Source organism: Micromonospora sp. U21, from assembly GCF_018070045.1.
GTDB lineage: Bacteria > Actinomycetota > Actinomycetes > Mycobacteriales > Micromonosporaceae > Micromonospora.
On the sequence record NZ_JAGPYK010000008.1, the window covers coordinates 161914 to 185880 of the forward strand.

General features: G+C 72.5%; 22 protein-coding genes and 1 pseudogene. 19 read left to right on the plus strand and 4 right to left on the minus strand.

The annotated features are described in order from the left end of the window. Positions 1-19: 19 nt before the first annotated feature. Positions 20-697, plus strand: coding sequence for a DUF5979 domain-containing protein (locus tag KBX63_RS13630; protein WP_210911378.1), 678 nt, complete (start codon positions 20-22; stop codon positions 695-697). A 62-nt stretch (positions 698-759) separates the two neighbouring features. Here KBX63_RS13630 and gabT read toward each other — a convergent pair whose 3' ends face one another. Both gabT and KBX63_RS13640 read right to left on the minus strand, forming a co-directional pair. Continuing rightward, complete coding sequence (gabT, locus tag KBX63_RS13635) at positions 760-2031, minus strand: 4-aminobutyrate--2-oxoglutarate transaminase (RefSeq protein ID WP_307871707.1); 1272 nt, start codon at positions 2029-2031, stop codon at positions 760-762. Between the two features lie 5 nt (positions 2032-2036). Continuing rightward, a complete protein-coding gene (locus KBX63_RS13640; RefSeq protein ID WP_210911380.1) occupies positions 2037-3473 on the minus strand; it encodes a gamma-aminobutyraldehyde dehydrogenase in 1437 nt (478 codons plus the stop codon). Between the two features lie 142 nt (positions 3474-3615). Between KBX63_RS13640 and KBX63_RS13645 the strand changes: the two genes are divergently transcribed. Then, entirely contained in the window at positions 3616-5055 is a 1440-nt protein-coding gene (locus KBX63_RS13645; protein WP_210911381.1) for an aldehyde dehydrogenase family protein, read from the plus strand. Here KBX63_RS13645 and KBX63_RS13650 read toward each other — a convergent pair. Next, on the minus strand, positions 5052-6293 hold the full coding sequence (locus KBX63_RS13650; RefSeq protein ID WP_210911382.1) for an SUKH-3 domain-containing protein: 1242 nt from the start codon (positions 6291-6293) through the stop codon (positions 5052-5054). The two genes, KBX63_RS13645 and KBX63_RS13650, sit on opposite strands and share 4 nt — an antisense overlap. 78 nt (positions 6294-6371) lie before the next feature. Here KBX63_RS13650 and KBX63_RS13655 point away from each other — a divergent pair, with 78 nt between their 5' ends. The 15 genes from KBX63_RS13655 (at position 6372) to ahcY (ending at position 22218) form a co-directional block, all read left to right on the plus strand. Beyond that, positions 6372-6794 carry a YbaB/EbfC family nucleoid-associated protein gene (locus KBX63_RS13655; protein ID WP_210911383.1) on the plus strand — a complete coding sequence of 141 codons (423 nt, stop codon included), beginning with the start codon at positions 6372-6374 and terminating at the stop codon, positions 6792-6794. Continuing rightward, complete coding sequence (locus KBX63_RS13660) at positions 6791-7123, plus strand: hypothetical protein (RefSeq protein ID WP_210911384.1); 333 nt, start codon at positions 6791-6793, stop codon at positions 7121-7123. Before KBX63_RS13655 ends, KBX63_RS13660 begins: the two co-directional genes overlap by 4 nt. A gap of 16 nt (positions 7124-7139) precedes the next feature. After that, positions 7140-11483 (plus strand): toxin glutamine deamidase domain-containing protein, encoded by a 4344-nt coding sequence (locus tag KBX63_RS13665; protein WP_210911385.1) that lies wholly within the window; start codon positions 7140-7142, stop codon positions 11481-11483. Further along, positions 11483-11920: a hypothetical protein gene (locus KBX63_RS13670; RefSeq protein ID WP_210911386.1), complete on the plus strand. Its 438-nt coding sequence runs from the start codon at positions 11483-11485 to the stop codon at positions 11918-11920. Before KBX63_RS13665 ends, KBX63_RS13670 begins: the two co-directional genes overlap by 1 nt. 24 nt (positions 11921-11944) lie before the next feature. Then, the gene (locus tag KBX63_RS13675; RefSeq protein ID WP_210911387.1) at positions 11945-12247 is read left to right on the plus strand and encodes a hypothetical protein; all 303 of its coding nucleotides are present in this window, start codon (positions 11945-11947) and stop codon (positions 12245-12247) included. A 100-nt stretch (positions 12248-12347) separates the two neighbouring features. After that, on the plus strand, positions 12348-12944 hold the full coding sequence (locus KBX63_RS13680; protein WP_210911388.1) for a DinB family protein: 597 nt from the start codon (positions 12348-12350) through the stop codon (positions 12942-12944). 92 nt (positions 12945-13036) lie between these two features. Continuing rightward, on the plus strand, positions 13037-13333 hold the full coding sequence (locus KBX63_RS13685; protein WP_210911389.1) for a hypothetical protein: 297 nt from the start codon (positions 13037-13039) through the stop codon (positions 13331-13333). A gap of 59 nt (positions 13334-13392) precedes the next feature. Continuing rightward, entirely contained in the window at positions 13393-14067 is a 675-nt protein-coding gene (locus tag KBX63_RS13690) for an endonuclease V (protein WP_210911390.1), read from the plus strand. Between the two features lie 163 nt (positions 14068-14230). Beyond that, positions 14231-15307, plus strand: a complete 1077-nt coding sequence (locus KBX63_RS13695; RefSeq protein WP_210911391.1) for a hypothetical protein — start codon at positions 14231-14233, stop codon at positions 15305-15307. A 68-nt stretch (positions 15308-15375) separates the two neighbouring features. Then, the gene (locus KBX63_RS13700; RefSeq protein WP_210911392.1) at positions 15376-16761 is read left to right on the plus strand and encodes a phosphomannomutase/phosphoglucomutase; all 1386 of its coding nucleotides are present in this window, start codon (positions 15376-15378) and stop codon (positions 16759-16761) included. A 61-nt stretch (positions 16762-16822) separates the two neighbouring features. Further along, complete coding sequence (locus KBX63_RS13705; RefSeq protein ID WP_030490836.1) at positions 16823-17008, plus strand: Trm112 family protein; 186 nt, start codon at positions 16823-16825, stop codon at positions 17006-17008. Continuing rightward, positions 17005-18201, plus strand: coding sequence for an SIS domain-containing protein (locus KBX63_RS13710; protein WP_210911393.1), 1197 nt, complete (start codon positions 17005-17007; stop codon positions 18199-18201). The genes KBX63_RS13705 and KBX63_RS13710 overlap by 4 nt, the downstream gene beginning before the upstream one ends. 67 nt (positions 18202-18268) lie before the next feature. Next, positions 18269-19276, plus strand: coding sequence for a cation diffusion facilitator family transporter (locus tag KBX63_RS13715; RefSeq protein ID WP_210911394.1), 1008 nt, complete (start codon positions 18269-18271; stop codon positions 19274-19276). A 3-nt stretch (positions 19277-19279) separates the two neighbouring features. Continuing rightward, entirely contained in the window at positions 19280-20443 is a 1164-nt protein-coding gene (gene manA / locus KBX63_RS13720) for a mannose-6-phosphate isomerase, class I (protein ID WP_210911395.1), read from the plus strand. Positions 20444-20718: 275 nt separating this feature from the next. Then, positions 20719-22218, plus strand: coding sequence for an adenosylhomocysteinase (gene ahcY, locus KBX63_RS13725; protein WP_210911396.1), 1500 nt, complete (start codon positions 20719-20721; stop codon positions 22216-22218). A gap of 196 nt (positions 22219-22414) precedes the next feature. Here the strand turns inward: ahcY and KBX63_RS13730 are convergent, their stop codons facing one another. After that, complete coding sequence (locus KBX63_RS13730; RefSeq protein ID WP_210911397.1) at positions 22415-22558, minus strand: hypothetical protein; 144 nt, start codon at positions 22556-22558, stop codon at positions 22415-22417. A gap of 212 nt (positions 22559-22770) precedes the next feature. On the opposite strand from KBX63_RS13730, the pseudogene KBX63_RS36715 reads away from it, so the two are divergent. Together KBX63_RS36715 and KBX63_RS36720 are read left to right on the plus strand one after the other, a co-directional pair. Beyond that, positions 22771-23460: pseudogene (locus KBX63_RS36715) on the plus strand (Dyp-type peroxidase). Continuing rightward, positions 23430-23939: a Dyp-type peroxidase gene (locus KBX63_RS36720; RefSeq protein WP_374102217.1), complete on the plus strand. Its 510-nt coding sequence runs from the start codon at positions 23430-23432 to the stop codon at positions 23937-23939. The pseudogene KBX63_RS36715 and the gene KBX63_RS36720 overlap by 31 nt, the downstream one beginning before the upstream one ends. Positions 23940-23967 lie beyond the last annotated feature (28 nt).

The window sequence follows — 23967 nt, forward strand, 5'->3', positions numbered from 1 at the left end:
GAGGACGGGAGTGACGGCGATGAGGGTGCAGCGCAGGCACGTGCTGGCGGCGACCGTGGCGGTGCTCGCCGCGGCGGGCGTGGCGGTGGGGACCGGTTTCGGGTTCGCCGGAACCGCACCGGCGGGTCGGTCCGTCTGCTCGGGCTCGGTCACCTTCTCGGCGGAGGGCGGCGCGCCGGCGGCGACCAGCGACCGGTTCCCGGTGGGTACGCGGCTGCGGGTGACCAACCTGGACAACAACCGGGCGGCCACGGTGACGGTGACCGGCCCGTCGGGCAGTTGTGTGCTGCTCAACGCCGCCGCGATGGAGCTGGTCCGGGAGCCGGGGAAGAACGTGGTCCGCCGCAACGTGGTGGAACGTCTCGACGGCGAGGCCGCGCCGCCCGCCGCGCCGCCGGCAGCCGGCACGGTCCGCCCCGGTGCCGCGTCTCCCGGCGCGCCGGGCCCGGCGCCCCGCTCGGCCTGCTCGGGCGCGATCACGTTCTTCGCCGAGGGCGGAGTGCCGGCGGCGGCCAGCGGGCAGTTCCCGGTGGGTACGCGGCTGCGGGTGACCAACCTGGACAACAATCGGGCGACCACGGTGACGGTGACCGGCCCGTCGGGCAGTTGCGTGCTGCTCAACACCGCGGCGATGGACCAGATCCGCGAGCCGGGCAAGAACGTGGTCCGCCGCAACACCGTCGAGGTGCTCCGCTGACCCTGCCGTTAGGAAGGGCCCCTTCTTATGCACCAGGCGTTAACAAGGTGCCCTTCCTTCGGTCAGCGGAAGGCGGCGTCGAGGATGTCGGCGCCGCGGGTGAGATGGGCGTCGGAGATCACCAGCGGGGGTAGGAAGCGCAGCACGTTGCCGTACGTGCCGCAGGTCAGGGTGAGCAGGCCGGCGGAGTGACAGGCGGCCGAGACTGCCGCCGTGGCCGACGGGTCGGGGATGAGCGTGCCCGGCTGCACCAGCTCGACGGCGAGCATCGCGCCCCGACCGCGTACCTCGGCGATCCGGGGGTCCCGCTCGGCGATGGCCCGCAGCCGGGGAGCCAGCACGGCCTCGATCCGGCGGGCCGCGCCGGCCAGGTCCAGATCGTGCATGGTCTCGATGGTGGCCAGCGCGGCGGCGCAGGCGAGCGGGTTGCCGCCGTACGTGCCGCCGAGCCCGCCGACGTGCACCGCGTCCATCAGCTCGGCCCGGCCGGTCACCGCCGCCAGTGGTAGGCCGCCGGCGATGCCCTTGGCCAGGGTGACCAGGTCGGGCTCGACGCCCTCGTGCTGGCAGGCGAACCAGTCGCCGGTGCGGCAGAAGCCGGTCTGGATCTCGTCGGCGACGAAGACCACCCCGGCCGTCGTCGCCCAGTCGCGCAGTGCCGGCAGGAAACCCGGCGCGGGCACCACGAAGCCGCCCTCGCCCTGGATCGGCTCGATCAGCAGCGCGGCGACGTTCTCCGCGCCGACCTGCTTCTCGATCATCTCGATCGCCCGCGCCGCCGCGTCCGCGCCGGACAGCCCGCCGTCGCGCAGCGGGTACGACATCGGCACCCGGTAGATCTCACCGGCGAACGGCCCGAACCGGTGCTTGTACGGCATGTTCTTCGCGGTCAACGCCATGGTCAGGTTGGTTCGGCCGTGGTACGCGTGGTCGAAGACCACGACCGCCGGACGACCGGTGGCGTGCCGGGCGATCTTCACGGCGTTCTCCACCGCTTCGGCGCCGGAGTTGAACAGGGCCGAGCGCTTCTCGAACCCGCCCGGCGTCAGCGCGTTGAGCTGCTCGCACACCGCCACGTACGACTCGTACGGCGCGACCATGAAGCAGGTGTGGGTGAACCGCTCGACCTGCGCCCGTACCGCCTCGACCACCTTCGGCGCGGAGTTGCCGACGCTGGTCACCGCGATGCCGGCCGCGAAGTCGATCCACTCCCGGCCGTCGACGTCGGTGAGGGTCCCTCCGCCGGCGTTGTCCACGTAGGACGGAATGACGCTGCCGACGCCCCGGGCGACCGCCGCCCCGCGCCGCTTGTGCAGCTCTTCGGATGTGGTCACAGGTATCAACCTTCGATGTTGTGCATGACGTGCTTGATCCGGGTGTAGTCCTCCAGGCTGTAGACCGAGAGGTCCTTGCCGTGCCCGGAGTGCTTGAAGCCGCCGTGTGGCATCTCGGAGACGAACGGGATGTGCGTATTCACCCAGACGCAGCCGAAGTCCAGCCGCCGGGTCATCCGCATCGCCCGGCCGTGGTCCTTCGTCCAGACCGACGCCGAGAGGCCGTAGTCGACGCCATTGGCCCAGCGCACCGCCTCGTCCTCGTCGGAGAACCGCTGCACGGTGATGACCGGCCCGAACACCTCGTCCTGGATGATCTCGTCGGCCTGGCGGAGCCCGGAGACCACGGTCGGCGCGTAGAAGTAGCCGCGTTCGCCCTGCCGTGAGCCGCCGGTCTGGATCGCCGCGTGGTCCGGCAGCCGGTCGACGAAGCCGCTGACCCGGGCGAGCTGGTTGGCGTTGTTCAGCGGGCCGTAGAGCACGTCGGCGTCGTCCGGTGCGCCGGTCCTGGTGGTGCGGGCCTGCCCGGCGAGCGCTGCCACGAAGTCGTCGTGGATGCCCGGCCCGGCGAGCACCCGCGTGGCCGCCGTGCAGTCCTGCCCAGCGTTGAAGTAGCCGCCCAGCGCGATGGCCTCGGCAGCCGCCGCCACGTCCGCGTCGTCGAAGAGCACCACCGGGGCCTTGCCGCCCAGCTCCAGGTGGGTCCGCTTCAGGTCGGGGGCCGCCGCAGCGGCGACCTCCATGCCCGCGCGGGTCGAGCCGGTGATCGACACCAGCTGCGGGGTCGGGTGCGAGACGAGGGTACGACCGGTGTCCCGGTCGCCGCAGACCACGTTGAGCACGCCCGGCGGGAAGAACTCCGCGGCGATCTCGGCGAGCAGCAGCGTCGACACCGGCGTGGTGTCCGACGGCTTGAGCACCACCGTGTTGCCGGCGGCGAGTGCCGGGGCGATCTTCCAGACCGCCATCATCAGGGGGTAGTTCCACGGGGTGACCTGGGCGCAGACGCCGATCGGCTCGCGTCGCACGTACGAGGTGTGGCCGGCCATGTACTCCCCGGCGGACCGCCCCTCCAGCAGTCGGGCGGCGCCGGCGAAGAAGCGGAACTGGTCCACCGCCGGCGGCAGCTCCTCCTCGGCGGTGAGCTGGCGCGGCTTGCCGGTGTTGCGGACCTCGGCGTCGACCAGTTCCGCCGCCCGGGCCTCCACGGCGTCGGCGAGCTTGAGCATGGCCCGCTGCCGCTCGGCCGGGGTGACCTCCCGCCAGCTCTCGAAGGCGGTCGCGGCAGCGGTCATCGCCGCGTCCACGTCCGCCGCGCCGGACACCGGGGCCTGGGCGAACACCTCACCGGTGCAGGGGTCGATCAGGTCGGCGTAGCCGCCGTCGGCCGGTTCGACGTAGGAGCCGTTGACGAAGTTGCGCAGCTGCTGCTGGTCACTCATGGCTGGATCTCTCCGAGGGGGCCGGGGGTGCGGTCTGCGGCGGTTATCGCAATCTGTCTGCCATCTTGGCTACTGAATTCGCGGCAGACAAGGGTCGCGGCGACTGTTTCCGTCGGCTGGTCTCTCGTCTACGCTGCTCGGCGTGGAGCCCGCAGCCTTCTTCGTCGCCTCCCGCCCCGCTCACGGCGAGGGCGAGCTGACCGTCCACCACCCGTACGACGGTCGCCCGGTGGGGCGTACCACCCTCGCCACGGCCGACCAGGTCGAGGCCGCCGTCGCGGCGGCGACCGGAGTGGCCGCGCAGGCCGCGGCCCTGCCCGCGCACGCCCGAGCGGCGGCCCTGGACCACGTCTCCCGGCGGCTCGCCGAACGTGCCGAGGAGGTCGCGGCGCTGATCACCGCCGAGAACGGCAAGCCGGTGAAGTGGGCCCGGGCCGAGGTCGGGCGAGCCGTGTCCACCTTCCGGTGGGCGGCAGAGGAGGCCCGGCGCTTCTCCGGGGAACTGCAACGCCTCGACACCGACCCGGCCGCCAGCGGACGGATCGCCCTGGTCCGGCGAGTGCCGAAGGGGCCCGTGCTGGGCATCGCGCCGTTCAACTTCCCGCTCAACCTGGTCGCGCACAAGGTGGCCCCGGCCATCGCGGTCGGCGCGCCGATCATCGTCAAGCCGGCCCCGGCGACGCCGCTGTCCGCGCTGCTGCTCGGCGAGCTGCTGGCCGAGACCGAGCTGCCGGCCGGCATGTTCTCGGTCCTGCCACTGCCGAACTCCCGCGCCGCCGAGCTGGTCACCGACCCCCGACTGCCGGTCGTGTCGTTCACCGGGTCCGGGCCGGTCGGCGCGGCCATCCGTCGGCAGGCGCCCGACAAGCACGTGACGCTGGAACTGGGCGGCAACGCGGCCGCGGTGATCTGCGCGGACTGGACGGCCGACGAGGACCTGACCTTCGCCGCGAAGCGGATCGCCACCTTCGCCAACTACCAGGCCGGCCAGTCGTGCATCGCCGTCCAACGGATGTACGTGCACCACACCCTCTTCGCCGACTTCCTGCCCCGGCTGGTGGCGGCGGTGCGGGCGCTGCGTACCGGCGACCCCGCCTCCGAGCTGACGGACGTGGGCCCGATGGTGTCCGAGGAGGCGGCCCGCCGGGTCGAGACGTGGGTGGCCGAGGCGGTGGCGGCCGGCGCCACCGTCGAGGTGGGCGGCGAGCGCGACGGCGCGACGTACCCGCCGACCGTCCTCACCGGCGTGCCGGCGGGCGCCAAGGTCGTCGCCGAGGAGGTGTTCGGCCCGGTGCTCGTGGTCGCCCCGGTCGCCGACGACCAGGCCGCGTTCACCGCGGTCAACGATTCGGCGTACGGGTTGCAGGCGGGCGTGTTCACCCGGCGCCTGGACGTGGCCTTCTCCGCCGCGCGGTCGCTGGAGGTGGGCGGGGTGATCGTCGGTGACGTGCCGTCGTACCGGGCGGACCAGATGCCGTACGGCGGGGTCAAGGGCAGCGGCGTTGGCCGCGAGGGGTTGCGCAGCGCGATGGACGACTACACCGAGCCGCGGGTCATGGTGCTGACCGGACTCGCGCTCTAGCCAACCCGCCAGGAGCCGTCGTCGCGGACCCGGGCGGGGGCACGGCCGAGCAACAGGGTGGTCAGCGCGGCGTCGATGGTGTCGCCGAGGAACCACTCGCCGGCCTGGTCCAGTGCGAAGACCCGGCCACGCTCGTCCACCGCCAGGATGCTGTCCTGCTGCTCGGTGCCGATCGGGAAGAGCCGTACGCCGAGCACCGCCCCGAAGCCGGCGAGTGTGTCGGCGGTGTGCGAAATGGTGTGCGGACGGATGTCGAAGCGCGAGATCCACACCCGCTCGCCCGGGCCACGCCGCGCGCCGACCAGGCTGGGGAACGCCGTCAGCGCCTCCACGGCGGCGGGGAAGGCCGCGTGCTGATGGGCCTGCCCCGACACGGCGGTGACGTCCCGCACCGCCGCGGCGGCCATGAGTTGATCCCCGATGTGCGGCCGCCAGCCGGCCGCCACCAGCGGGTTGGCCACCTCCGGTGGAAAGCGGCCCGGGTCGGGGTCGGGTGCGGCCTCCGGGTGCCAGGGCTCCGAGAAGGCCCGCTGCGAGATCGGCAACACGTTGACGTGCACCAGGAAGTTGATGCACGAATCGCAGGGGCGTTCGGCCGGACCGCCAGCCGGGTCACCCGGCTCACGGACCCGGAAGGTCTCGAACCGGGCGTCCTCCAGCAGCGTCGCCGCCTCGCCCGGGCCCATCGGGGCGATGCCCTCGGCGGCCCGCCGGTGGTCGTACTCGTGCAGCACGTCGGAGACGACGATCAGCTCGGCGTGCCGGTCGCCGCCGCGCACCAGCGCGCCGGCCGGCAGCTCGTCGAGGTATGCGCGGACCAGCGGATGGTGACGCAGTCGCCCGTCGCCCTTCGCGCCCTGGGCCGTCCAGATCCGGCCCCCCACGGTCAGGTGCGCGACGGTGTCCGGGGTCGGCAGCCGGTGGATCTCCCGCAGTAGCCGGCTCTCCGGCTCGACCGTGCGGGGAGCGGCGGGTCGGTCGGGCCGGCTGCGCCGGTACATCTCCGCCACCACCTGGGTCGGCACCCGCGGCCAGGTGGTCACCTCGCCGGTCGCCTTGTCGACCACCGTGGTCGGCAGGTCGCCGGGGAGCGCCCGCTCCTGCGTGGCCACAGTGGACAGGATGACGTAGCCGAGGTCGAACTCGTCGACCGTCGGCGTGCACTCGTAGCCGAGCCGCAGCGAATCCCGGTGCGCCCAGGCGGCCGCGAGCTGCTCGGCCTGTTGACGGTCGATCACGTACCGAAACTACCGGACTACGCGGATCGGTGGCAGCCGGTATGGTGCGCCCTACCGACGGTGACGGGAGGAGCGGCGGTGAGCGAACGCGTGGACCGGGACGCCAATCGCGAGCTACGGGCCCGATTCGACGACGTGTACGGCCAGTACCAGCAGCTCAGGTCCAACTTGGACACTCTGCGGACGCGACTCGCCGAGCTGCGGGTGACCCGGCGGTCAGCCGACGGGCAGGTGAGCGCGACCGTCGGCGCCCGGGGCCAACTGGTCGCGGTCGAGCTGGACCCGGCCGTCTACCAGGACCGCGACGCCGAGGCGCTGAGCCGGAAGATCACCGAGACGGTCCGCGCAGCCACCGCCGCCGCCACCGAAGCCACCCACGAGCTGGTGGCCGGCAGCATGCCGACCGGCTCAGGGTCGGCGGAGTTCCTGCGTACCGGGGACTACGGCGCGCTGCTCGGCCGTGCCGATGCCGTGCTCGGGCGGGGCGAGGAGCCGGCATGACCGATGAGCAGCTCTGGCTCGATCCGGGCCGGGCCCGTCGGGGCGGTGCCGATCTGGCCCTCGCCGGCGAGGCGGTGACGGCCCGCCGCGCGGCGGAGGGCGGCGAGATCGAAGCCGCCAGCGGCGCCCGGCCCTGGGGCCGCGACGACATCGGCGCCGCGTTCGAGCGGAGCTACCGCGGCATCGAGCAGATCGTCCTGCGGGCCTGGACGGGTGCCGGGCACCGACTCACCGAGCTGGGCACCGACGTGGTCCGCACCGTCGACGCGAGCGTGCAGACCGACGGGACCAGCGCCGCCCGGCTCGACCGGGCCGCCGACCAGCGCTGACGGCGGGGCGATCCGGATGAGCGTGCTGCCCAGCCCGATTCCGCACCCACTGGACTACGCACCTTGGGACGTGCCCGGCTGGATCTACGAGGCCCTCGACTGGGCGGTCGGCGTGCAGTGGCCGGAGGGGAACGAGCGAGCCGTCTGGGACGTCGCCGACCGGTGGTACGACGTCGCCGCCGTGCTCGCCGGCCCGCACACCGACGCCGCCGCGGCAGCCGCCGAGGTACGCAGCGGATACGGCGGCGTCGGAATGGTCGACGCCGCGTTCGAGGCGACCTGGCGGGCGATCGCCGAGGGCGACGACGCACCGCTGCCGGTGCTGCTCGCGGTCACCGCCGACCTGGGCCGGCTGGTCGAGGAGTGTGGCTGCGACATCGAGGGCGCCAAGCTGGAAGTCTGGATCGAGCTGGGCATCCTCGTCGTCGAGCTGCTCGCGGTCGCGGTGACGGCGCTGCTCACCGCCGGTGCCGCATCCCCGGCGGCGGGCGCGGCGATCACCGCGACCCGGCTGCTGATCCAGCAGATCGTCAAGCGGCTGATGGGCCAACTGGCCAGCAAGTCCCTCAAGCACGGGCTCAAGGAGGCCGGCGAGCGGGCGGCCAAGGAGGTCACGCGGGGCGGTGTACGCGGGCTCGCCACGCGAGCCGCCCGTGGGGGGTTGGAGGAGGCGGGGGAGGAGGCCGGGATCAGCCTCGCCACCCAGGCGTACCAGACCTCGACCGGGCGCGCGCACGGCGTTGACCTGACCGATCTCGGCGCGTCGGCGGTCGGCGGACTCGCCGGCGGGGCGGTCGCGCCGCTGGCCGGCCTGGGCCGGCACGCGACCGGGCGCGCGGCGCGGGTCGGTGAGCACCTGGGGCGGGAGATGACCGGCGAGGTGCTCGCCGAGAGCGCCGCCAGCCTCGCCACCGGCCAGGGTCTGACCTCGGTGGAGGACGCGGTGCGGGCCGCCGCGTCCGGTGCCACCGGTTCGGCGACCGGGCAGGCCGACCGCGCGTTGCACGCCCGGCTCGACGCGCAGACCGCCGCCCTCGCCGGCGCCCCACTCGCCGGACCCTCCCTCACAGCGGTCGCTCCGGTGGCCGCTGCTGCGGCGGTCCCTCCTGAGGCGGCTTCCTCCGCTGCGGCCTCTCCTGCGGTGGCTTCGACTGGTCTGGTTCCGTCTTCGGTGGTCCCGGCGCAGGCGTCGGCGTCGGTCGCCGGGGTGGACGTGGTCGCATCGCCGGTGCCGGTGGCGCCCGACCACACGCCGACGCCGGTGGTGGTGCCCGATCCCGTGCCGCCGGCCCGCGCTGAGGATCCGACGTACCCGGGCGCGGTCGACCTGCCGCAATCCACGAACGGGTCGTCGCCGCTGGGCGTCGTCGGGCTGTCCGAGGTCGAGGCCGGATCGGGCCGTTCGCTGCTCCCACCCGAGACCGGGCCCTCGTCGGACGAGCCCGGCGACCTTCCTGTGCCGCAGCCGGTCGACCGACCGGGTGCACCGCCTCCGGTCGCGGCAGATCCGACGCTCTCCGCCGTGGCCGCCGATCCCATGCTCTCCTCGGTCGCCGCTCCCGTGCCGGGCACCCTCGACCCGACCAGCGGGCCGGCCGCCGGTGTCGTGCCCGGCAACCCGGCCAGCCCGCACGCCACCACACCGGGTGCGGTCGCGCCGACCGTGACCGGTCCACCGCCGCCGGTCACGTCGACCGGCCCGGCGGTCGGCCCGCCACCCAGCGTCGTCAGCACGCCGGGCGCGCCGGTGGCCGGCGCCTGGGGCGCAACGGCTACCCGTTCGCTGGTGGGTCGATCCGCCTTTCCGACGCGGGACGCGCCCCCGCCGGTCCGCGTACCCCCGCATCCGGCTCGCGGCCGGGCGCCGATCCCCACCGACGTCGCGGCGGTCGACGATCCGTCGCTGCCCACCCTGGAAGACCGCGACTGGTACGCGGCCCGGTGGGCCGCCGAGGCGGACGCCGTCGAGCGGCGGCGCTACCAGGGCTACTACGAGTTCCAGCGGACCTCGTTCGAGAACAACCGCCGGCAGTCCGAGGCCGATCGGTTGCGCGCCCGGGCAGCGGAGCACGACCGCCGGGCCGCCGAGTACGCCAGCTACGCCCGGCAGTTGCGCCAAGCCGGTCACCCGCGCTGGGCCGACGGCTGGCAGCGGACCTCGTACGACGAGATGCGCGCGTACTCCGAATGCCACGACCTTGCCGACGCGGTGCTGGCCGGCGCCACGGCGCCACGGGTCGTGGACATCGGCGACGCCCACTTCCGGCAGGCCAACGAGGACGTGGGCGCACTCGCCCTCGGTGCGGTGGAGACCGTCGACCGGTCGGTGCTCACCGGCGACGGCGTACCACCGCCGATCGACGACTCCCGGCCGTACGGGCGGCCCGGCGGGCTCCGTCCGCCGCTGGCCCTGCACCAGGTCGACGTCGAACGGCGGATGCCCCGCGAGCCGGACGGCACCGTCACCCGCACCGCCGACCCACGCCGGGGCGGCTGGTTCCGGCTCCTGAACGACGGCGGTCCCCGGGCCGACGCCACCCGGGGCATCAACTGCCTCGACTGCACGCTGTCGTTGTTCGAGACGTGGATGCACGGGCGACCGCGGGTGTCGGCGCCGCGCACCTTCGACGGCTACCTGGACGGTGACACCCGGCGCCCGATCCGGGGCGAGGCGGGCGGCCCGGGCCGGGTCGAGGACGTGACCGGTGGACGCTTCCAGCAGCTCCTCGCCCCGCCCGGCGGTCAACGGCCGAATTCGACCCAGGCAAGGCGGACCGCCGAGCGGGGCTACGCCAACCTGCACGACCAACTGCTGCTGGGAGGCCACGGCAGCTACGCGTTCCTGGTCACCGAGTGGGCGCACGGTGGCTCGCACGCCTGGGTGGCGCTCAACCAGAACGGCACGGTGCTCTACGTCGACCCGCAGACCGGCCTCATCCGGGACCGGCCGTTGTACCCCGACGTGGTCGGCATCGACGCGCTGGTGCTGAGCGGCGACGGCCGGCCGATGCCGCTCGGCGGGCTGCCCCGGGGCCGGTTCAGCGAGCGTCCCGACCTGCCGGACCACCCGCCGGCGCGCGACGACGGCGGCCACGGCGACCCGTACATCAACCGGATGCACCTGCTGCTGGACGGTCCGGGTTCGGCGGAGGCGCCGTCGCCATCGCATGACGCCGAGCCGTCGGGCCTTGCTCACGGGGAGCCGAAGGCAAGCGGCGGCCCGGCTGGGGCTGTGTCGGTGGCTGGCAGCCTGGACGAGGTTTTCGTGGGCGGGGTGAGTCCCGCTCAGTTCGCGACGGCCGTGGACCCGTCGACACTGCGACGGCTGGTGCCAGAGTTGGACGAGGCGTCGGCCCGGGATCTGACGCGGCTGTTCGCCGATGTCCGCGTCCGCGACATGCTGGACAGCGCTGGACGGGAGCCGCCGGCGACCGCGCCCAAGTTGGCCGAGATCCTGGTCCGGCAGTTGGTACAACAACCCGATCTGGCGCGGATGATCCTGACCACGCCGGAACTCGCGAACTCGCTGACGGCTCGCCCGCTGACCGTGCATCACCTGGCGAGTCATCAGCAGGCGATTGACGCCCTCGGTGAGGTGCTCGACGATGTCGCTCAGCAGGAGTCAGTGGGACTGGAAGCTACGGCCGACAGGGGGGTCCCCAAGCCAGAGCCGACTCCGCTCACCGGCGAGCAATTGAGGATCAGCACCAGCATCCAGGTGCGCCGGGGCCCGGTGGCGCAGGCAGGATTCGACAACCACCGCTGCGCTGACGATGCCTACCGGGCGCGCTACCTAGATGATCTCTACTCCGCGGCAGTCGTGGCGCAGACCGAGCTGAACCAACTGGCGGTCTCCCTGGCCGAAGTCGATGGTCGTCGTGTCGGCGAGCCCGGCTGGCGTTCTCAACCCAAGGATCGACGCCGGGCCGAGGACAAGGTGAACAAGTATCAGGGCGATGCGTCCAGGTTGCTCGACCTTGCCGCCGCGAAGGTCGAATTCCGCTGCCTGGATGATCTCTACGCCGCTCTCAGCCGGATTCGCGATCACCCCAATGTCCTGGTTGTGAGCTGTGAAGACAGGTTCGTGTCGCCCGAGGACAGTGGCTACCGCGACGTGCAACTCGTGGTGCGAATGCGGAACGGCCATCTCGCCGAGCTCCGGCTGCACCTGGCCGCGCTCGACGTGATAGCGACCTGGGAGCATGCGCTGTATGAGGTGCGCCGTGACGTGGAGGCCATTGCCCGAGCGGAGGGCCGAGCCTTGACGAGGCGTGAGGAATCGATCGCCGATGGGATCCTGCGTCGCCAGCAACTGTTGTTCTGGCAGGCATTGCAGTCGACGTACGAGGGAGACGCGTGATGACCGAAATGCCGGGCCTGGTGCTCCCCTCCTACTACATGTATTACCAATCGCCGGTGAAGATCGTGGAGACACCTGACGGTGGTGCCAGGGTCTGGCGGGTATATATCGGCACGGGTGCCTGGCAGGAGAGGAACGACTTGTTCGGAGAGATAGTGTTCGATGTCGGAGGAGAGGTGTTCCGCCGTACGACCGAAGATTTCGTGCAGGAGGTGGAAGCATTCCGGGCGCATTATCTCAGCGGTGAGGGACCGATCTTCGCCCTCTACGAGACGGTGCGCTCCATCGAAGACCTGGCAGACGCCGAAGGGCGTCACCTGACGCCTAGAGAACAGGCTCTCATCCGAGGAATCCGACAGCGGACATTCGTGATGTTCGAGGAGCAGCTTCGCGCTGCCGGTGACCCGGGCGCGGACCCCGAGCTGGCGGCGAGTTAGGTGGCCTGCGAGCTCTCCTAGTACGTGCTCTACCGACTCGACGAGAGGCTGGCCCCGGCCGGGCTGTTCGTCATGGATGTCGGCCTGGGCCAGGCAATCCTCTGGGACCACCGCAGCAGAGTCTGGGCCTACGATCCGGATCTGGTTGCGCGCTTCGTAAACGGCCACCGAAACTTCGATCGCTATGAAACCGTCGATCGTTCAGCGGCCGAGGGCGTGGCTGAGATCGTCACGAGTGGCGGCAGCTTGCCTGACGAGGAAGCCATCCGTGCCATATTCACGGCGGCCGGCGGGGGCAGTCCACGGTCACCATCCGACGCTCGGTGATGCATAACGGCAGATTCCTGGTAGGCGGCACCTTGCTCAACCCCGCCAGCGAGCCTGATCCAGGTTGCGGACCCGGTCGGGGATCGACGAGGGTCGTCGTATGGCTGACTCCCTCGCCGACTCCGGCGCGACGACCTCCGACGGTGAGCCCACCAGGACCTTCGGTTGGGCGGACCTGTTCGTTCACCCGGACGACGATCCCCGTTCCCACCGCAACTTCCTCGACGAGCGGACCATCCTCGTCGAGTACCTGCGCGACCAGCGCCTGACCTTTCAGCTCAAGTGCGACGGCCTGGACGTCGACCAGATGGCCCGGCGGCCGGTACCGCCGTCGACGATGTCGCTGCTCGGTCTGATCCGGCACCTGGCCGAGGTGGAGCGCGGCTGGTTCCGGCGAACGATGGCCGGCCAGGACGCACCCAGGCTCTACTGCTCGGACGACGATCCCGACGGCGATTTCGACGGTGCGGTGGCTGATCCGGAGATGGTCGCGGAGGCGTGGCGTGCCTGGCGGGCGGAGGTGGAGTTCGCCGAGCGGTTCGTCGAGGCGTCGGACCTCGGGGTGCAGGGGCGGCAACGCAAGGGCGACACCATCGTGCTGCGTGAGCTGCTGGTGCACATGATCGAGGAGTACGCGCGGCACAACGGGCACGCCGACCTGTTTCGCGAGCGGATCGACGGCCGGGTCGGTCAGTGAGCGGTAGCGGAGCCCGGCTCGACGTGGGTGTGGCGGCGGGCCGGCTGGTGCGCGCGGCGCGCCGTCTGGGAGCGGCCGAATAGCATCGGGGGATGGCAGCAGAACCGGGGACGGAGAAGAGCAGGTCCAATGCCTGGGCCTGGCCGGTGGGCATCCTGCTCGGTCTGGCGATCGGCATCCCCTCGTTCGGTTCGAAGGGCGGGGTCGCCTTCGGAGTCGCCATCGGCATCGCCTTCGCGATCGCCTTCGGTGCGACAAGGAAACCTGCCGAGGGCCACAGCGGCGGTGACCCGGGCGGCGACGCCAGCGCCACCGAGAGCGGCCCGACTGGGGGCGTGCCGCAAGGCAACGCCACTGGGGATGACGCCGGCGGCTCGCGCCAGCGGTGATCGACTCCGGATCGTGGATATCGCGGCATCGAGGGCGGTGGGACAGCTCGATGTCGCCGATGTCGAGTGGATCATCGCAAGAGGCCGCGCAAGAGGCCGCGGTGGCCGTACAGGAGGAGTTGCGGCCGCTGGTCGACCTGGTTGGGCCCGGGCCGGCCGCGCCCGCCACGGTGGCTGGCCTGGACGTCGCGTACGCGAAGAGCGGCGACCTCCTCGCGGCGGCCGTGACGGTGCTGGACGCCCGGACGCTGGCCGTGGTGGATTCCGCGGTCAGCGTGGGCCGGCCCGCGTTCGGCTACGTCCCGGGGCTGTTCGCCTTCCGTGAGCTGCCCGCGTTGCTCGCCGCGCTGGACCGGCTGACCACCCTCCCGGCCCTGCTGGTCTGCGACGGGCACGGGCTGGCCCATCCGCGCCGGTTCGGGCTCGCCTGTCATCTTGGGGTGGTCACCGGGCTGCCAGCGATCGGGGTCGGGAAGACGCCGCTGGTCGGCGAGTGGGCTGCGCCGCCTGTCGAGCGGGGTGCCTGGTCGCCACTGCGGGACGGGGGCGACGTCGTCGGCCGGGTGCTGCGGACGCAGGCCGGGGTGAAGCCCGTCTTCGTCAGCGTCGGGCACCGGATGAGCCTCGCGAACGCGACCGCTCAGGTGCTCGCGCTGACCCCGCGCCACCGGTTGCCGGAGACCACCCGGACCGCCGACCGGCTCTGCCGGGATGCCCTCGCCGGTGCGGCCTGACCAGCCGGAGGCCGACGCCAGGAGGCACCCGCAGTAGGTCGGCGGGTCGGGGTCGGAAACCGTAACGCCGCACACATGCGGGCCGCTCTATGACCGGTGGTGGGGGCGGCCCGGTAGTAGCCTGACCCGCGGACCCCACCCGGGGAGGAACGGTGAGGTGATCATGACGGTACGTCGGCGCGCGGCGCGTCTCGCGACGGTCTGCGGTCTGGTGGGCGGCCTGGTGGGCGGCCTGGTGATGCTCGGTGCGTCGCCCGCGCTCGCCGACGACGACTCGGTCCGGGTGGGTGCGGCCAGCAGCTTCGCCGCCGGCGGCTCCCCGCAGGGGGTGAACGTCGCGGTGCGCAAGCGCTCCGACGGGTGCGTCCTGCTGCGTACCGCCCTGGGTCTGCGTCTCTCGGGTCTCCAGCCGGATCAGGTGACGGTGCATGTCAACGCGGGCGGGCGCTGGTTCCCGGTGCCCGTGTCCGGTGGTGGCGGCAGCGCGGTGACCGGGCAGACCTCGCCGGCGAAGCCGACCCTGTGCAAGGGCAAGGGCATCACCGTGCGGTACCGGGTGGCGTTCGCCGCCGGCGCGCCGGCTGGGCGGCTCGCGGTGACCGGCGTGGCGCTCAACGCGACCGGCCAGGAGTTGGGTCGGGGTTCCGACTCGTCGAAGGTGACCAGCCGGGCCTCCGCGTCGCCCACCCCGACGCCGTCGAAGAAGCCGTCGCCCACCCCGAGCGTGACCACCGGGGCCGCCCCGCCCGCCGACGCGGTGAACGAGGCCGCGCTGGGTGGCGTGTCCGGCGCGCCCGACACCACGGCGACCGCGGCCGAATCGTCCGGCGGCTCACCGGTGATGTTCTTCGGCATCGCGATGGTGGCGGTCGGGCTGCTGCTCATCGTGCTGCTGTTCCGCCGCTCGCGTCAGGACCGGAAGCCGGCCGACGAGCTGTCCGGGCCGCTACCGGGAAACTCCGGCGGCACCACCTACCGCTCCGGGGGTGGGTCGCCGGCCGCGCCCGGTGCCCCCGGCCCGGTGTACGGGCAGCAGCAGCCGCCCGGTGGCTACGGCGCGGTGCCGGCTCCCCGGCCCGCAACCGGTGGCGTCTACGGCGCCCGGCCGGACGGGCCCGCGTCGCCGCCCGACGCGACGCAGGCCATGCCGGGCACTCCGGGTGGCCGGTCGGGGCCCGACGACCCGCCCGCCGCCGCTGGCGGCGACCACACCGTGTTCATGCCTCGGCTCCCCGGCTGAGCGGGGCTCGACCCTGACCCTCCGATACGCTCAGGTCCGGTGAAACCTGCGGCCAAGGAGCGGTACCTGTGTCTGATCTGTCCCAGATCGTGAAGGCGTACGACGTCCGAGGGACGGTGCCGGACCAGTGGGACGAACGGGTCGCCGAAGCGCTCGGAGCCGCATTCACCCAGCTGCTCAACAGCACCGACGAGCCGGGCGACGCGGTCGTCATCGGGTACGACATGCGGGCCAGCTCGCCCGGGCTGGCCGCGGCCTTCGCCGCCGGCGTCCGCGCCGAGGGACGCTCGGTGATCGAGATCGGGCTGGCCTCCACCGACCTGCTCTACTTCGCGTCCGGCTCGCTCGATCTGCCCGGCGCGATGTTCACCGCCAGCCACAACCCCGCGCAGTACAACGGCATCAAGATGTGCCGCTCCGGTGCCCGGCCGATCGGTCAGGCCAGCGGTCTGGCGGAGATCCGTGAGCGGGCCCAGGCCCTGCTGGACTCGGGCGAGGCCCGGCCGGCCGGCGACCCGGTCCGGCCGGCCGAGCGGCGCGACCTGCTGCCCGACTACGCCGCCTACCTGCGCAAGCTGGTCGACCTCTCCGGCATCCGGCCACTGAAGGTGGTGGTCGACGCCGGTAACGGGATGGGCGGCTTCACCGTCCCCACCGTGCTCGGCGACGCCGCCCTGTCGGCCCTGCCGCTGCAGATCGTGCCGCTCTACTTCGAGCTGGACGGCACCTTCCCCAACCACGAGGCCAACCCACTGGACCCGGCGAACCTGGTCGACCTCCAGCGGGCCGTCGTCGAGCACGGCGCCGAGATCGGGCTGGCCTTCGACGGCGACGCGGACCGCTGCTTCGTGGTGGACGAGCGCGGTGAGCCGGTCTCGCCGTCGGCGATCACCGCCCTGGTCGCCGCACGCGAGCTGGCCAAGCACCCGGGTTCCACCGTGATCCACGGCCTGATCACGTCCAGCGCGGTGCCGGAGATCATCCGGGAGCACGGTGGGGAGCCGGTGGTCGCCCGGGTCGGGCACTCCTTCATCAAGGCGGAGATGGCCCGCACCAACGCCGTCTTCGGCGGCGAACACTCCGCGCACTACTACTTCCGGGACTTCTGGTTCGCCGACACCGGGATGCTCGCCGCGATGCACACGTTGGCCGCGCTCGGCGAGCAGTCGCTGCCGCTGTCCGTGCTGGCCGGCGAGTACGAGCGCTACATCGCCTCCGGTGAAATCAACTCGACGGTCGTCGACCAGGCGGCGGCGGTGGCCGAGGTGCGGGCCGCGTACCCCGAGGCGGCGGTCGACGAGATGGACGGGCTCACCCTGCGTTTTCTCGACGGCGCCTGGTTCAACCTGCGAGCCTCCAACACGGAGCCGCTGCTGCGGCTCAACGTCGAGGCGCCCACCCGTGAGCGGATGGTCTCGCTCCGGGACGAGGTGCTGGGCCGGGTTCGCCGATAAGATCGCCTGCGCCGGTCGGCACCGCCGCCGGTGAAGCCGCACACGTGGAAGGAGCCGTGCCATGGCCCTGGATCCGCAGTTGCTCGAGATTCTCGCCTGTCCGGACACGCATCACGCCCCGCTCACCTACGACGCCGAGGCGCAGACGCTGACCTGCACGGAGTGCGGCCGGATCTTCGAGGTCCGCGACGACGTGCCGGTGCTGCTGCTCGACGAGGCGCGCGGCGGCCCCGGACAGCCGTCATGATCGACGGTACGGCCGGGGTCAGCGGACGTCGCGACGCCGACGAAGGCCTGCTCGACAGCCCGGAGGCGCTGGCCGAGCACGACCCGGGCGGCATGCTCCGGCACACCGCCTCGGCCGGCGCGCAGGTCCGCGAGTCGGCCGCGCTGGCCGCCGAGGCGAACCTGGCGGTGCTCGCCGACGACGGGCGGCCCCGTGCCGTGGTGATCGCCGGCATCGGCACCGCCGGGCGTACCGGGGACGTGCTGGCCACGGTCGCCGGGCCGCGCTGCCCGGTCCCGGTCATCGCGCACCGCAGCGCCGGCGTACCCGGTTGGGTTGGCGCTGCCGACGTGGTCATCGCGGTCAGCGCGTCCGGTCGTAGCCCGGAGGCGCTCGGCGCCGCCGAGGCGGCGCACCGGCGTGGCGCCCGGCTGGTCGCGGTCGGTGCCCCCGACTCGCAGTTACAGTCGGTCGCCGAGCGGGCCCGGGCGCCGTTCATCCCGGTGCCCCGGCGCGCCCCGGCCCGGGCCAGCCTCTGGGCGCTCACCGTGCCCGTTCTGCTCGCCGCCCGTTCCCTCGGGCTGGTGAAGGTCAACGAGGCGGACCTGGCGGAGACCGCGGCCCGGCTCGACGCGGACGCCGACCGCTGCCGGTCCACCGCGGAGTCCTTCGTCAACCCGGCGAAGTCACTGGCCCTGGGCCTGGCCGGCTCGGTACCGATCGTCTGGGGCTCGTCCCCGCTGGCCACCGTGGCGGCCCGCCGGTTCGGTGACACCCTGTCGGCGAACGCCCGCTACCCGGTGGTCACCGGGGCGCTCGGCGAGGCCGGCCGGGGCCGGGTCGGGCTGCTGGACGGCGTCTTCGGTGGCCTGGCCGAGGGGGAGCGGGACATCTTCGCCGATCGCGCGGAGGACGACGGCGAGGGGACCCGGCTGCGGCTGGTGCTGCTGCGCGACGGCGGGCTCAATGCCGAGGACGACACGGATGAGCCGCTGGCGGTCGAGGAGCGCCGCGCGGACGCGGTGCAGACCCTCGCCGAGCGCCGCGGTGTCCGCTGCGACGTGGTGACCGCCGAGGGTGGATCCGCGCTGGAGCGGCTGGCCTCGCTGATCGCCGTACCGGACTTCGCTTCGATCTACCTTGCCCTGGCCCACGGGCTGGACCCGATGGCGGTACCGGCCATCACCGAGATGAAGGAGCTGTCGAACCAGTGAACGAGCGCAGTGGGCGGCGGATCACCGTCGAGCCGGGCGGTGCCGCGCGGCGAAGCGGAGCGGTGGCGTGAGCGCCAACGGCGGTACGAAGGCGATCGTCGCGGCTCTACTGGCCAACGTCGGCATCGCCGTCACCAAGTTCATCGCGTTCATCCTGACCGGCTCGTCGTCGATGCTGGCCGAGGCGATCCACTCGGTCGCCGACTCCGGCAACCAGGGCCTGTTGCTGCTCGGCGGCAAGCGCGCCAAGCGGGAGGCGACCCCGCAGCACCCGTTCGGGTACGGCCGGGAGCGCTACATCTACGCGTTCATCGTGTCCATCGTGCTGTTCAGCGTCGGTGGCCTGTTCGCCCTGTACGAGGCCTATCACAAATTCTCGGATCCGCACGCGATCACCGAATGGCACTGGGTGCCGGTGGTCGTGCTGGTGTCGGCGATCATCATGGAGACCTTCTCCTTCCGGACCGCCATCAAGGAGTCCAACCTCGTCCGGGGCAACCAGTCCTGGGTGCACTTCGTCCGCCGGGCCAAGGCGCCGGAGCTGCCGGTGGTGCTGCTGGAGGACCTGGGGGCGCTGGTCGGTCTGGTCTTCGCGTTGTTCGGCGTCACCATGACGCTGATCACCGGCAACGGCGAGTGGGACGCCGCCGGCACCGCGATGATCGGCATCCTGCTGGTGACCATCGCCGTCGTGCTGGCCATCGAGACCAAGAGCCTGCTGCTCGGTGAGGGCGCCGAGCAGCACGACCTGGACGCCATCGAGCGGGCGATCACCGACGGCCCCGAAGTGGAGCGGATCATCCACATGAAGACGCTCTACCTGGGGCCCGAGGAGCTGCTGGTGGCCGCGAAGGTCGGGGTGCGGGCCTGCGAGAGCGCCCAGGATCTGGCCCGGGGCATCAACGCCGTGGAGGCGCGGATCCGTGCCGGCGTGCCGATCGCCCGGGTGATCTACCTGGAGCCGGACGTCTACAGCGCCGCCGCCGCCGAGGCCGGCACCGGTGCCGCGGCCGACACCGCCGTACCGCGTCCCCAGGACGCGTCGGGCGAGGCGACCGGGCGGCCCGGGGGCTGACGGGTGGAGCTGCTGTACGGCCCGATCCGGGACTACGCCTGGGGGTCCCGCTCCGCGATCGCCCTGCTGCAGGGGCGGCCGGTGCCCAGTGCCGGCCCGGAGGCGGAGCTGTGGCTGGGCGCCCACCCGGGCGCCCCGGCGAGCGTGGATCGGGCCGGTCTCCGGGTCAGCCTCTGCGACCTGGTACGCGACGAGCCGGGGCAGTGGCTCGGCCAGCGGGTGTCCGAGCGCTTCGGCACGCGGCTGCCGTTCCTGCTCAAGGTGCTCGCTGCCGACGCTCCGCTGAGCCTGCAGGCCCACCCGGACGCCGAACAGGCCCGGGTGGGCTACGCGGCGGACGCGGGGCGCCCGCCGGGGGAACGCAACTACTCCGACCCGCACCACAAGCCGGAGCTGCTGGTGGCGCTCACCCCGTTCGAGGCGCTGTGCGGGTTCCGGGACCCGACGGTGTCGGCCGAGGCGCTCGCCGCGTTCGGCGTACCGGCGTTGGCGCCGGTGGTCGCCGCGTTGCGGACGGGGCCGGTGGGGCTGCGCACGGCTGTGCAGACGCTGCTCGCCTGGCCGGTCGCGGAGCGCGACGAGTTGCTGGGCTCCGTGCTGGCGGCGTCGGCCGACGGTCCGGACGCGGACCTGGCCCGCCGGCTGGCCGTGGCCTACCCGGGGGACCCGGGCGTGCTGGTCGCGCTGCTCCTGCACCACGTGGGCCTGGCGCCGGGGGAAGCGATCTGGATGCCCGCCGGCAACCTGCACGCCTACCTGAGCGGCTGCGGAGTGGAGATCATGGCGGCCAGCGACAACGTGTTGCGCGGCGGGCTGACCCCGAAGCGGATCGACGTCGATGAGCTGCTGCGGGTGCTGCGCTTCGAGGTGCTCGAGGATCCGGTACGTGCCGCTGAGTCGGTCGGGCCGGGGGTGGACTGCTGGTCGGTGCCGGTGGACGACTTCGCGCTGCACCGGGTGCGGGTCGGGACGGCCGTGCCCTCGGTCACGCTGCCGCTCCCCGGTCCCCGGGTGGTGCTCTGCGGCGCGGGCTCGGTCACCGTGGACGACGGGGCCGGCGCGCTGACGCTCGCGTCCGGCCAGGCGGCGATCGGCACCGCGGCCGGCGAGCCGCTGCGGATCAGTGGTGACGGTGAGGCGTACGTGGCCACCGCAGGAGTGGGCTGACGCGCTCGACGCCACGCCGCAAGTCCGACTTTCCCGGAATAGCTTGACGCTGCCCATGCCGAGTGTGACTCTATGAGTACGCAGCGTTATCGCGACGACGGTCCGACAACGTGCGGGGAACCAAACCGGGGGGATGCACGGGGCGGCGGGAGTGGACGGAGTTTCTGTCCATCACCGACCGCCCCGTGCGCTGTCCACCGACCGTCCCCCGGGCGCCCGTCACCGGCGCGCGTAAGGTGGAGGGTCGGCGCAGACATCGTTCGACAGGAGCTTTCATGACCAGCACCCTCCCGGCGTCCGCCAGCGGTACGCCGTCCGAGGCCCGGCCGAGCACGCTCGCCGAGGGCGACTTCAAGGTGGCGGATCTGTCGCTCGCCGAGTTCGGGCGTAAGGAGATCCAGCTCGCCGAGCACGAGATGCCCGGCCTGATGTCGATCCGCCGGGAGTTCGCCGAGGCACAGCCGCTCGCCGGGGCGCGGATCACCGGCTCGCTGCACATGACCATCCAGACCGCCGTCCTGATCGAGACGCTGGTCGCCCTCGGCGCGCAGGTGCGCTGGGCGTCCTGCAACATCTTCTCCACGCAGGACCACGCCGCCGCCGCGATCGTCGTCGGCCCGGACGGCACCCCCGACGCCCCCGCCGGCGTCCCGGTCTACGCCTGGAAGGGCGAGACCCTCCCGGAATACTGGTGGTGCACCGAGCAGGTGCTCGCCTGGCCGGACGGGCAGGGCCCGAACATGATCCTCGACGACGGCGGTGACGCCACCCTGCTGGTCCACAAGGGCGCCGAGTTCGAGAAGGCCGGGGCCGTTCCGCCGGTCGAGTCCGCGGACTCGGAGGAGTACGCGGTCATCCTCGAGCTGCTGCACCGCTCGATCGCCGAGGACGGCCAGCACTGGACCCGGATCGCCTCCGGCATCAAGGGCGTCACCGAGGAGACCACCACCGGCGTGCACCGGCTCTACGAGATGCACCGCGCCGGCACGCTGCTCTTCCCGGCGATCAACGTCAACGACTCGGTGACCAAGAGCAAGTTCGACAACAAGTACGGCTGCCGGCACTCGCTGATCGACGGCATCAACCGGGCCACCGACGTGCTGATCGGCGGCAAGATGGCCGTCGTGATGGGCTACGGCGACGTGGGCAAGGGGTGCGCCGAGTCGCTGCGCGGCCAGGGCGCCCGGGTCGTGGTGACCGAGGTCGACCCCATCTGCGCGCTCCAGGCGGCGATGGACGGCTACCAGGTGGCCACCCTGGACGACGTGGTCGAGCAGGCGGACATCTTCATCACCGCCACCGGCTGCTTCAACGTCATCACCAACGAGCACATGGCCCGGATGAAGCACCAGGCCATCGTCGGCAACATCGGCCACTTCGACAACGAGATCGACATGGCCGGCCTGGCCAAGCGCTCCGATGTCGAGCGGGTCAACATCAAGCCGCAGGTCGACCTGTGGCGCTTCGCCGACGGGCACGCCATCATCGTGCTCTCCGAGGGTCGCCTGCTGAACCTGGGCAACGCCACCGGGCACCCGAGCTTCGTGATGTCGAACTCGTTCGCCAACCAGACGATCGCCCAGATCGAGCTGTACACCAAGACCGAGGAGTACCCGATCGGCGTCTACGTGCTGCCCAAGCACCTGGACGAGAAGGTGGCCCGGCTGCACCTGGGCGCGCTCGGCGCCAAGCTGAGCACGCTCACCAAGGAGCAGGCGTCGTACCTGGGCATCTCCACCGAGGGGCCGTTCAAGCCGGACCACTACCGCTACTGATCGACGCTTCCGCACCGGGTCGGCTGTTCGCAGCCGGCCCGGTTCGTCGTCTCCGCACCCGCAGCCACGCTCGGGCCCGTGCGCCGCGGCCCCGCACGCGTCGATCTAGGGCATATCGTTGTGAGTTGATCTCCTGCAACGACGATATGCCCTAGATCGACGCGGAGGGGGTGCGGGGGTGCGGGGGGTGCGGGGGTCAGCGGCGGGTGGGGCGGAACCAGGTCCAGATGCACCAGGCCAGCCAGCCGAGCGACACGACGGTGGCCAGTGGCCGCAGGCGCAGCGCGCTGAGCAGCAGCACCACGGCCAGCACCGTCAGCCACGGCAGGAGTCCCTTCACAGCGGGGATCCTTTCACAGCGCGATCGCGGGCGGCTGATCGTCGGCCGGCGGAGGGCCGTTGAGCAGGCCATGAGCGACTTGACGAGGCCTCTGAACTGGAGGAAGGGGGATGGCTGCCCCGAGTTAGCTGAGGCGTCCCTAATGATCTCGGAGCCCCGATGTTCAGTCGCCGGGGTGGCGGCCGGCGCGGGCGTGCCGATCAGCGACTCCCATGACCCGGCCGCGGGCCAGCGACCACCCGGCGGGTGCGGTGCCGTTCCACGGCGAGCACCAGGCCGGCATCGTCACCCCGGCCCAGGACCGGCTGCACTTCGTCGCCTTCGACGTGATCACCAAGGATCGCGCCCGGCTGGTCGAGCTGCTCCAGGAGTGGACGGCTGCCGCCGCGCGGATGACCGCCGGGCGTGACGCCGGGGTGCTCGGTGCGGTGGGTGGGATGCCGGAGGCCCCGCCGGACGACACCGGCGAGGCGCTCGGCCTGCCCCCATCGCAGCTCACCCTGACCATCGGCTTCGGGCCGACGCTGTTCCGCGACGCCGACGGCCGGGACCGGTTCGGTGTCGCCGACCGGCGCCCGGCCCCGCTGGCCGAGCTGCCGAAGTTCCCCGGCGACGCGTTGCAGCCGTAGCTCTCCGGCGGCGACCTCTGCGTGCAGGCGTGCTCGAACGATCCCCAGGTGGCGGTGCACGCGATCCGCAACCTGGCCCGGCTCGGCATGGGTGTGGTGAGTATCCGCTGGTCGCAGCTCGGCTTCGGCTGTACCTCGTCGACCTCCCGCGACCAGGCCACGGCGCGCAACCTGTTCGGGTTCAAGGACGGCACGGCCAACCTGAAGGCCGAGGAGACCGACCTGCTGCGCGACCAGCTGTGGTGCAGCCGGGCGACGGGCCGGACTGGATGACCGGCGGCTCGTACCTGGTCACCCGCAAGATCCGGATGCTCGTGGAGACGTGGGACCGGACCTCGCTGGCCGAGCAGGAGGAGATCGTCGGTCGGACGAAAGGCAGCGGCGCGCCGCTGGGCCGCACCGACGAGTTCGACGAGCCGGATTTCGCCGCGCGCGGTGACGACGGTCAGCCGTTGATCGCCGAGCACGCCCACGTCACGCTGGCCCACCCCAGCCGGAACAACGGCGCGCTCCTGCTGCGCCGCGGCTACAACTTCGTTGACGGCTCGGACGGCCTCGGCCGGCTCGACGCGGGCCTGTTCTTCATCGCCTACCAGCGGGATCCGCGCCGGCAGTTCGTGCCGATCCAGACCCGGTTGGCCCGGCACGACGTGATGAACGAATACCTTCGGCACGTCTCCAGCGGCCTGTTCGCCTGCCCGCCCGGCGTGCGCGACGGCGGCGACCACCGGGGGCGGGCGCTCTTCGGCTGACGGCCGTCCGGATCGCGACAGGCCGACC

Excerpts from the sequence above, each read along its gene's own strand:
- KBX63_RS13630 (WP_210911378.1), top strand. The coding sequence starts at position 20 with ATGAGGGTGCAGCGCAGGCACGTGCTGGCGGCGACCGTGGCGGTGCTC.
- KBX63_RS13640 (WP_210911380.1), bottom strand. The coding sequence starts at position 3,473 with ATGAGTGACCAGCAGCAGCTGCGCAACTTCGTCAACGGCTCCTACGTC.
- KBX63_RS13660 (WP_210911384.1), top strand. The coding sequence starts at position 6,791 with ATGACCGATGAGCAGCTCTGGCTCGATCCGGGCCGGGCCCGTCGGGGC.
- KBX63_RS13665 (WP_210911385.1), top strand. The coding sequence starts at position 7,140 with ATGAGCGTGCTGCCCAGCCCGATTCCGCACCCACTGGACTACGCACCT.
- KBX63_RS13670 (WP_210911386.1), top strand. The coding sequence starts at position 11,483 with ATGACCGAAATGCCGGGCCTGGTGCTCCCCTCCTACTACATGTATTAC.
- KBX63_RS13680 (WP_210911388.1), top strand. The coding sequence starts at position 12,348 with ATGGCTGACTCCCTCGCCGACTCCGGCGCGACGACCTCCGACGGTGAG.
- KBX63_RS13685 (WP_210911389.1), top strand. The coding sequence starts at position 13,037 with ATGGCAGCAGAACCGGGGACGGAGAAGAGCAGGTCCAATGCCTGGGCC.
- KBX63_RS13690 (WP_210911390.1), top strand. The coding sequence starts at position 13,393 with ATGTCGAGTGGATCATCGCAAGAGGCCGCGCAAGAGGCCGCGGTGGCC.
- KBX63_RS13695 (WP_210911391.1), top strand. The coding sequence starts at position 14,231 with ATGACGGTACGTCGGCGCGCGGCGCGTCTCGCGACGGTCTGCGGTCTG.
- KBX63_RS13705 (WP_030490836.1), top strand. The coding sequence starts at position 16,823 with ATGGCCCTGGATCCGCAGTTGCTCGAGATTCTCGCCTGTCCGGACACG.
- KBX63_RS13710 (WP_210911393.1), top strand. The coding sequence starts at position 17,005 with ATGATCGACGGTACGGCCGGGGTCAGCGGACGTCGCGACGCCGACGAA.
- ahcY (WP_210911396.1), top strand. The coding sequence starts at position 20,719 with ATGACCAGCACCCTCCCGGCGTCCGCCAGCGGTACGCCGTCCGAGGCC.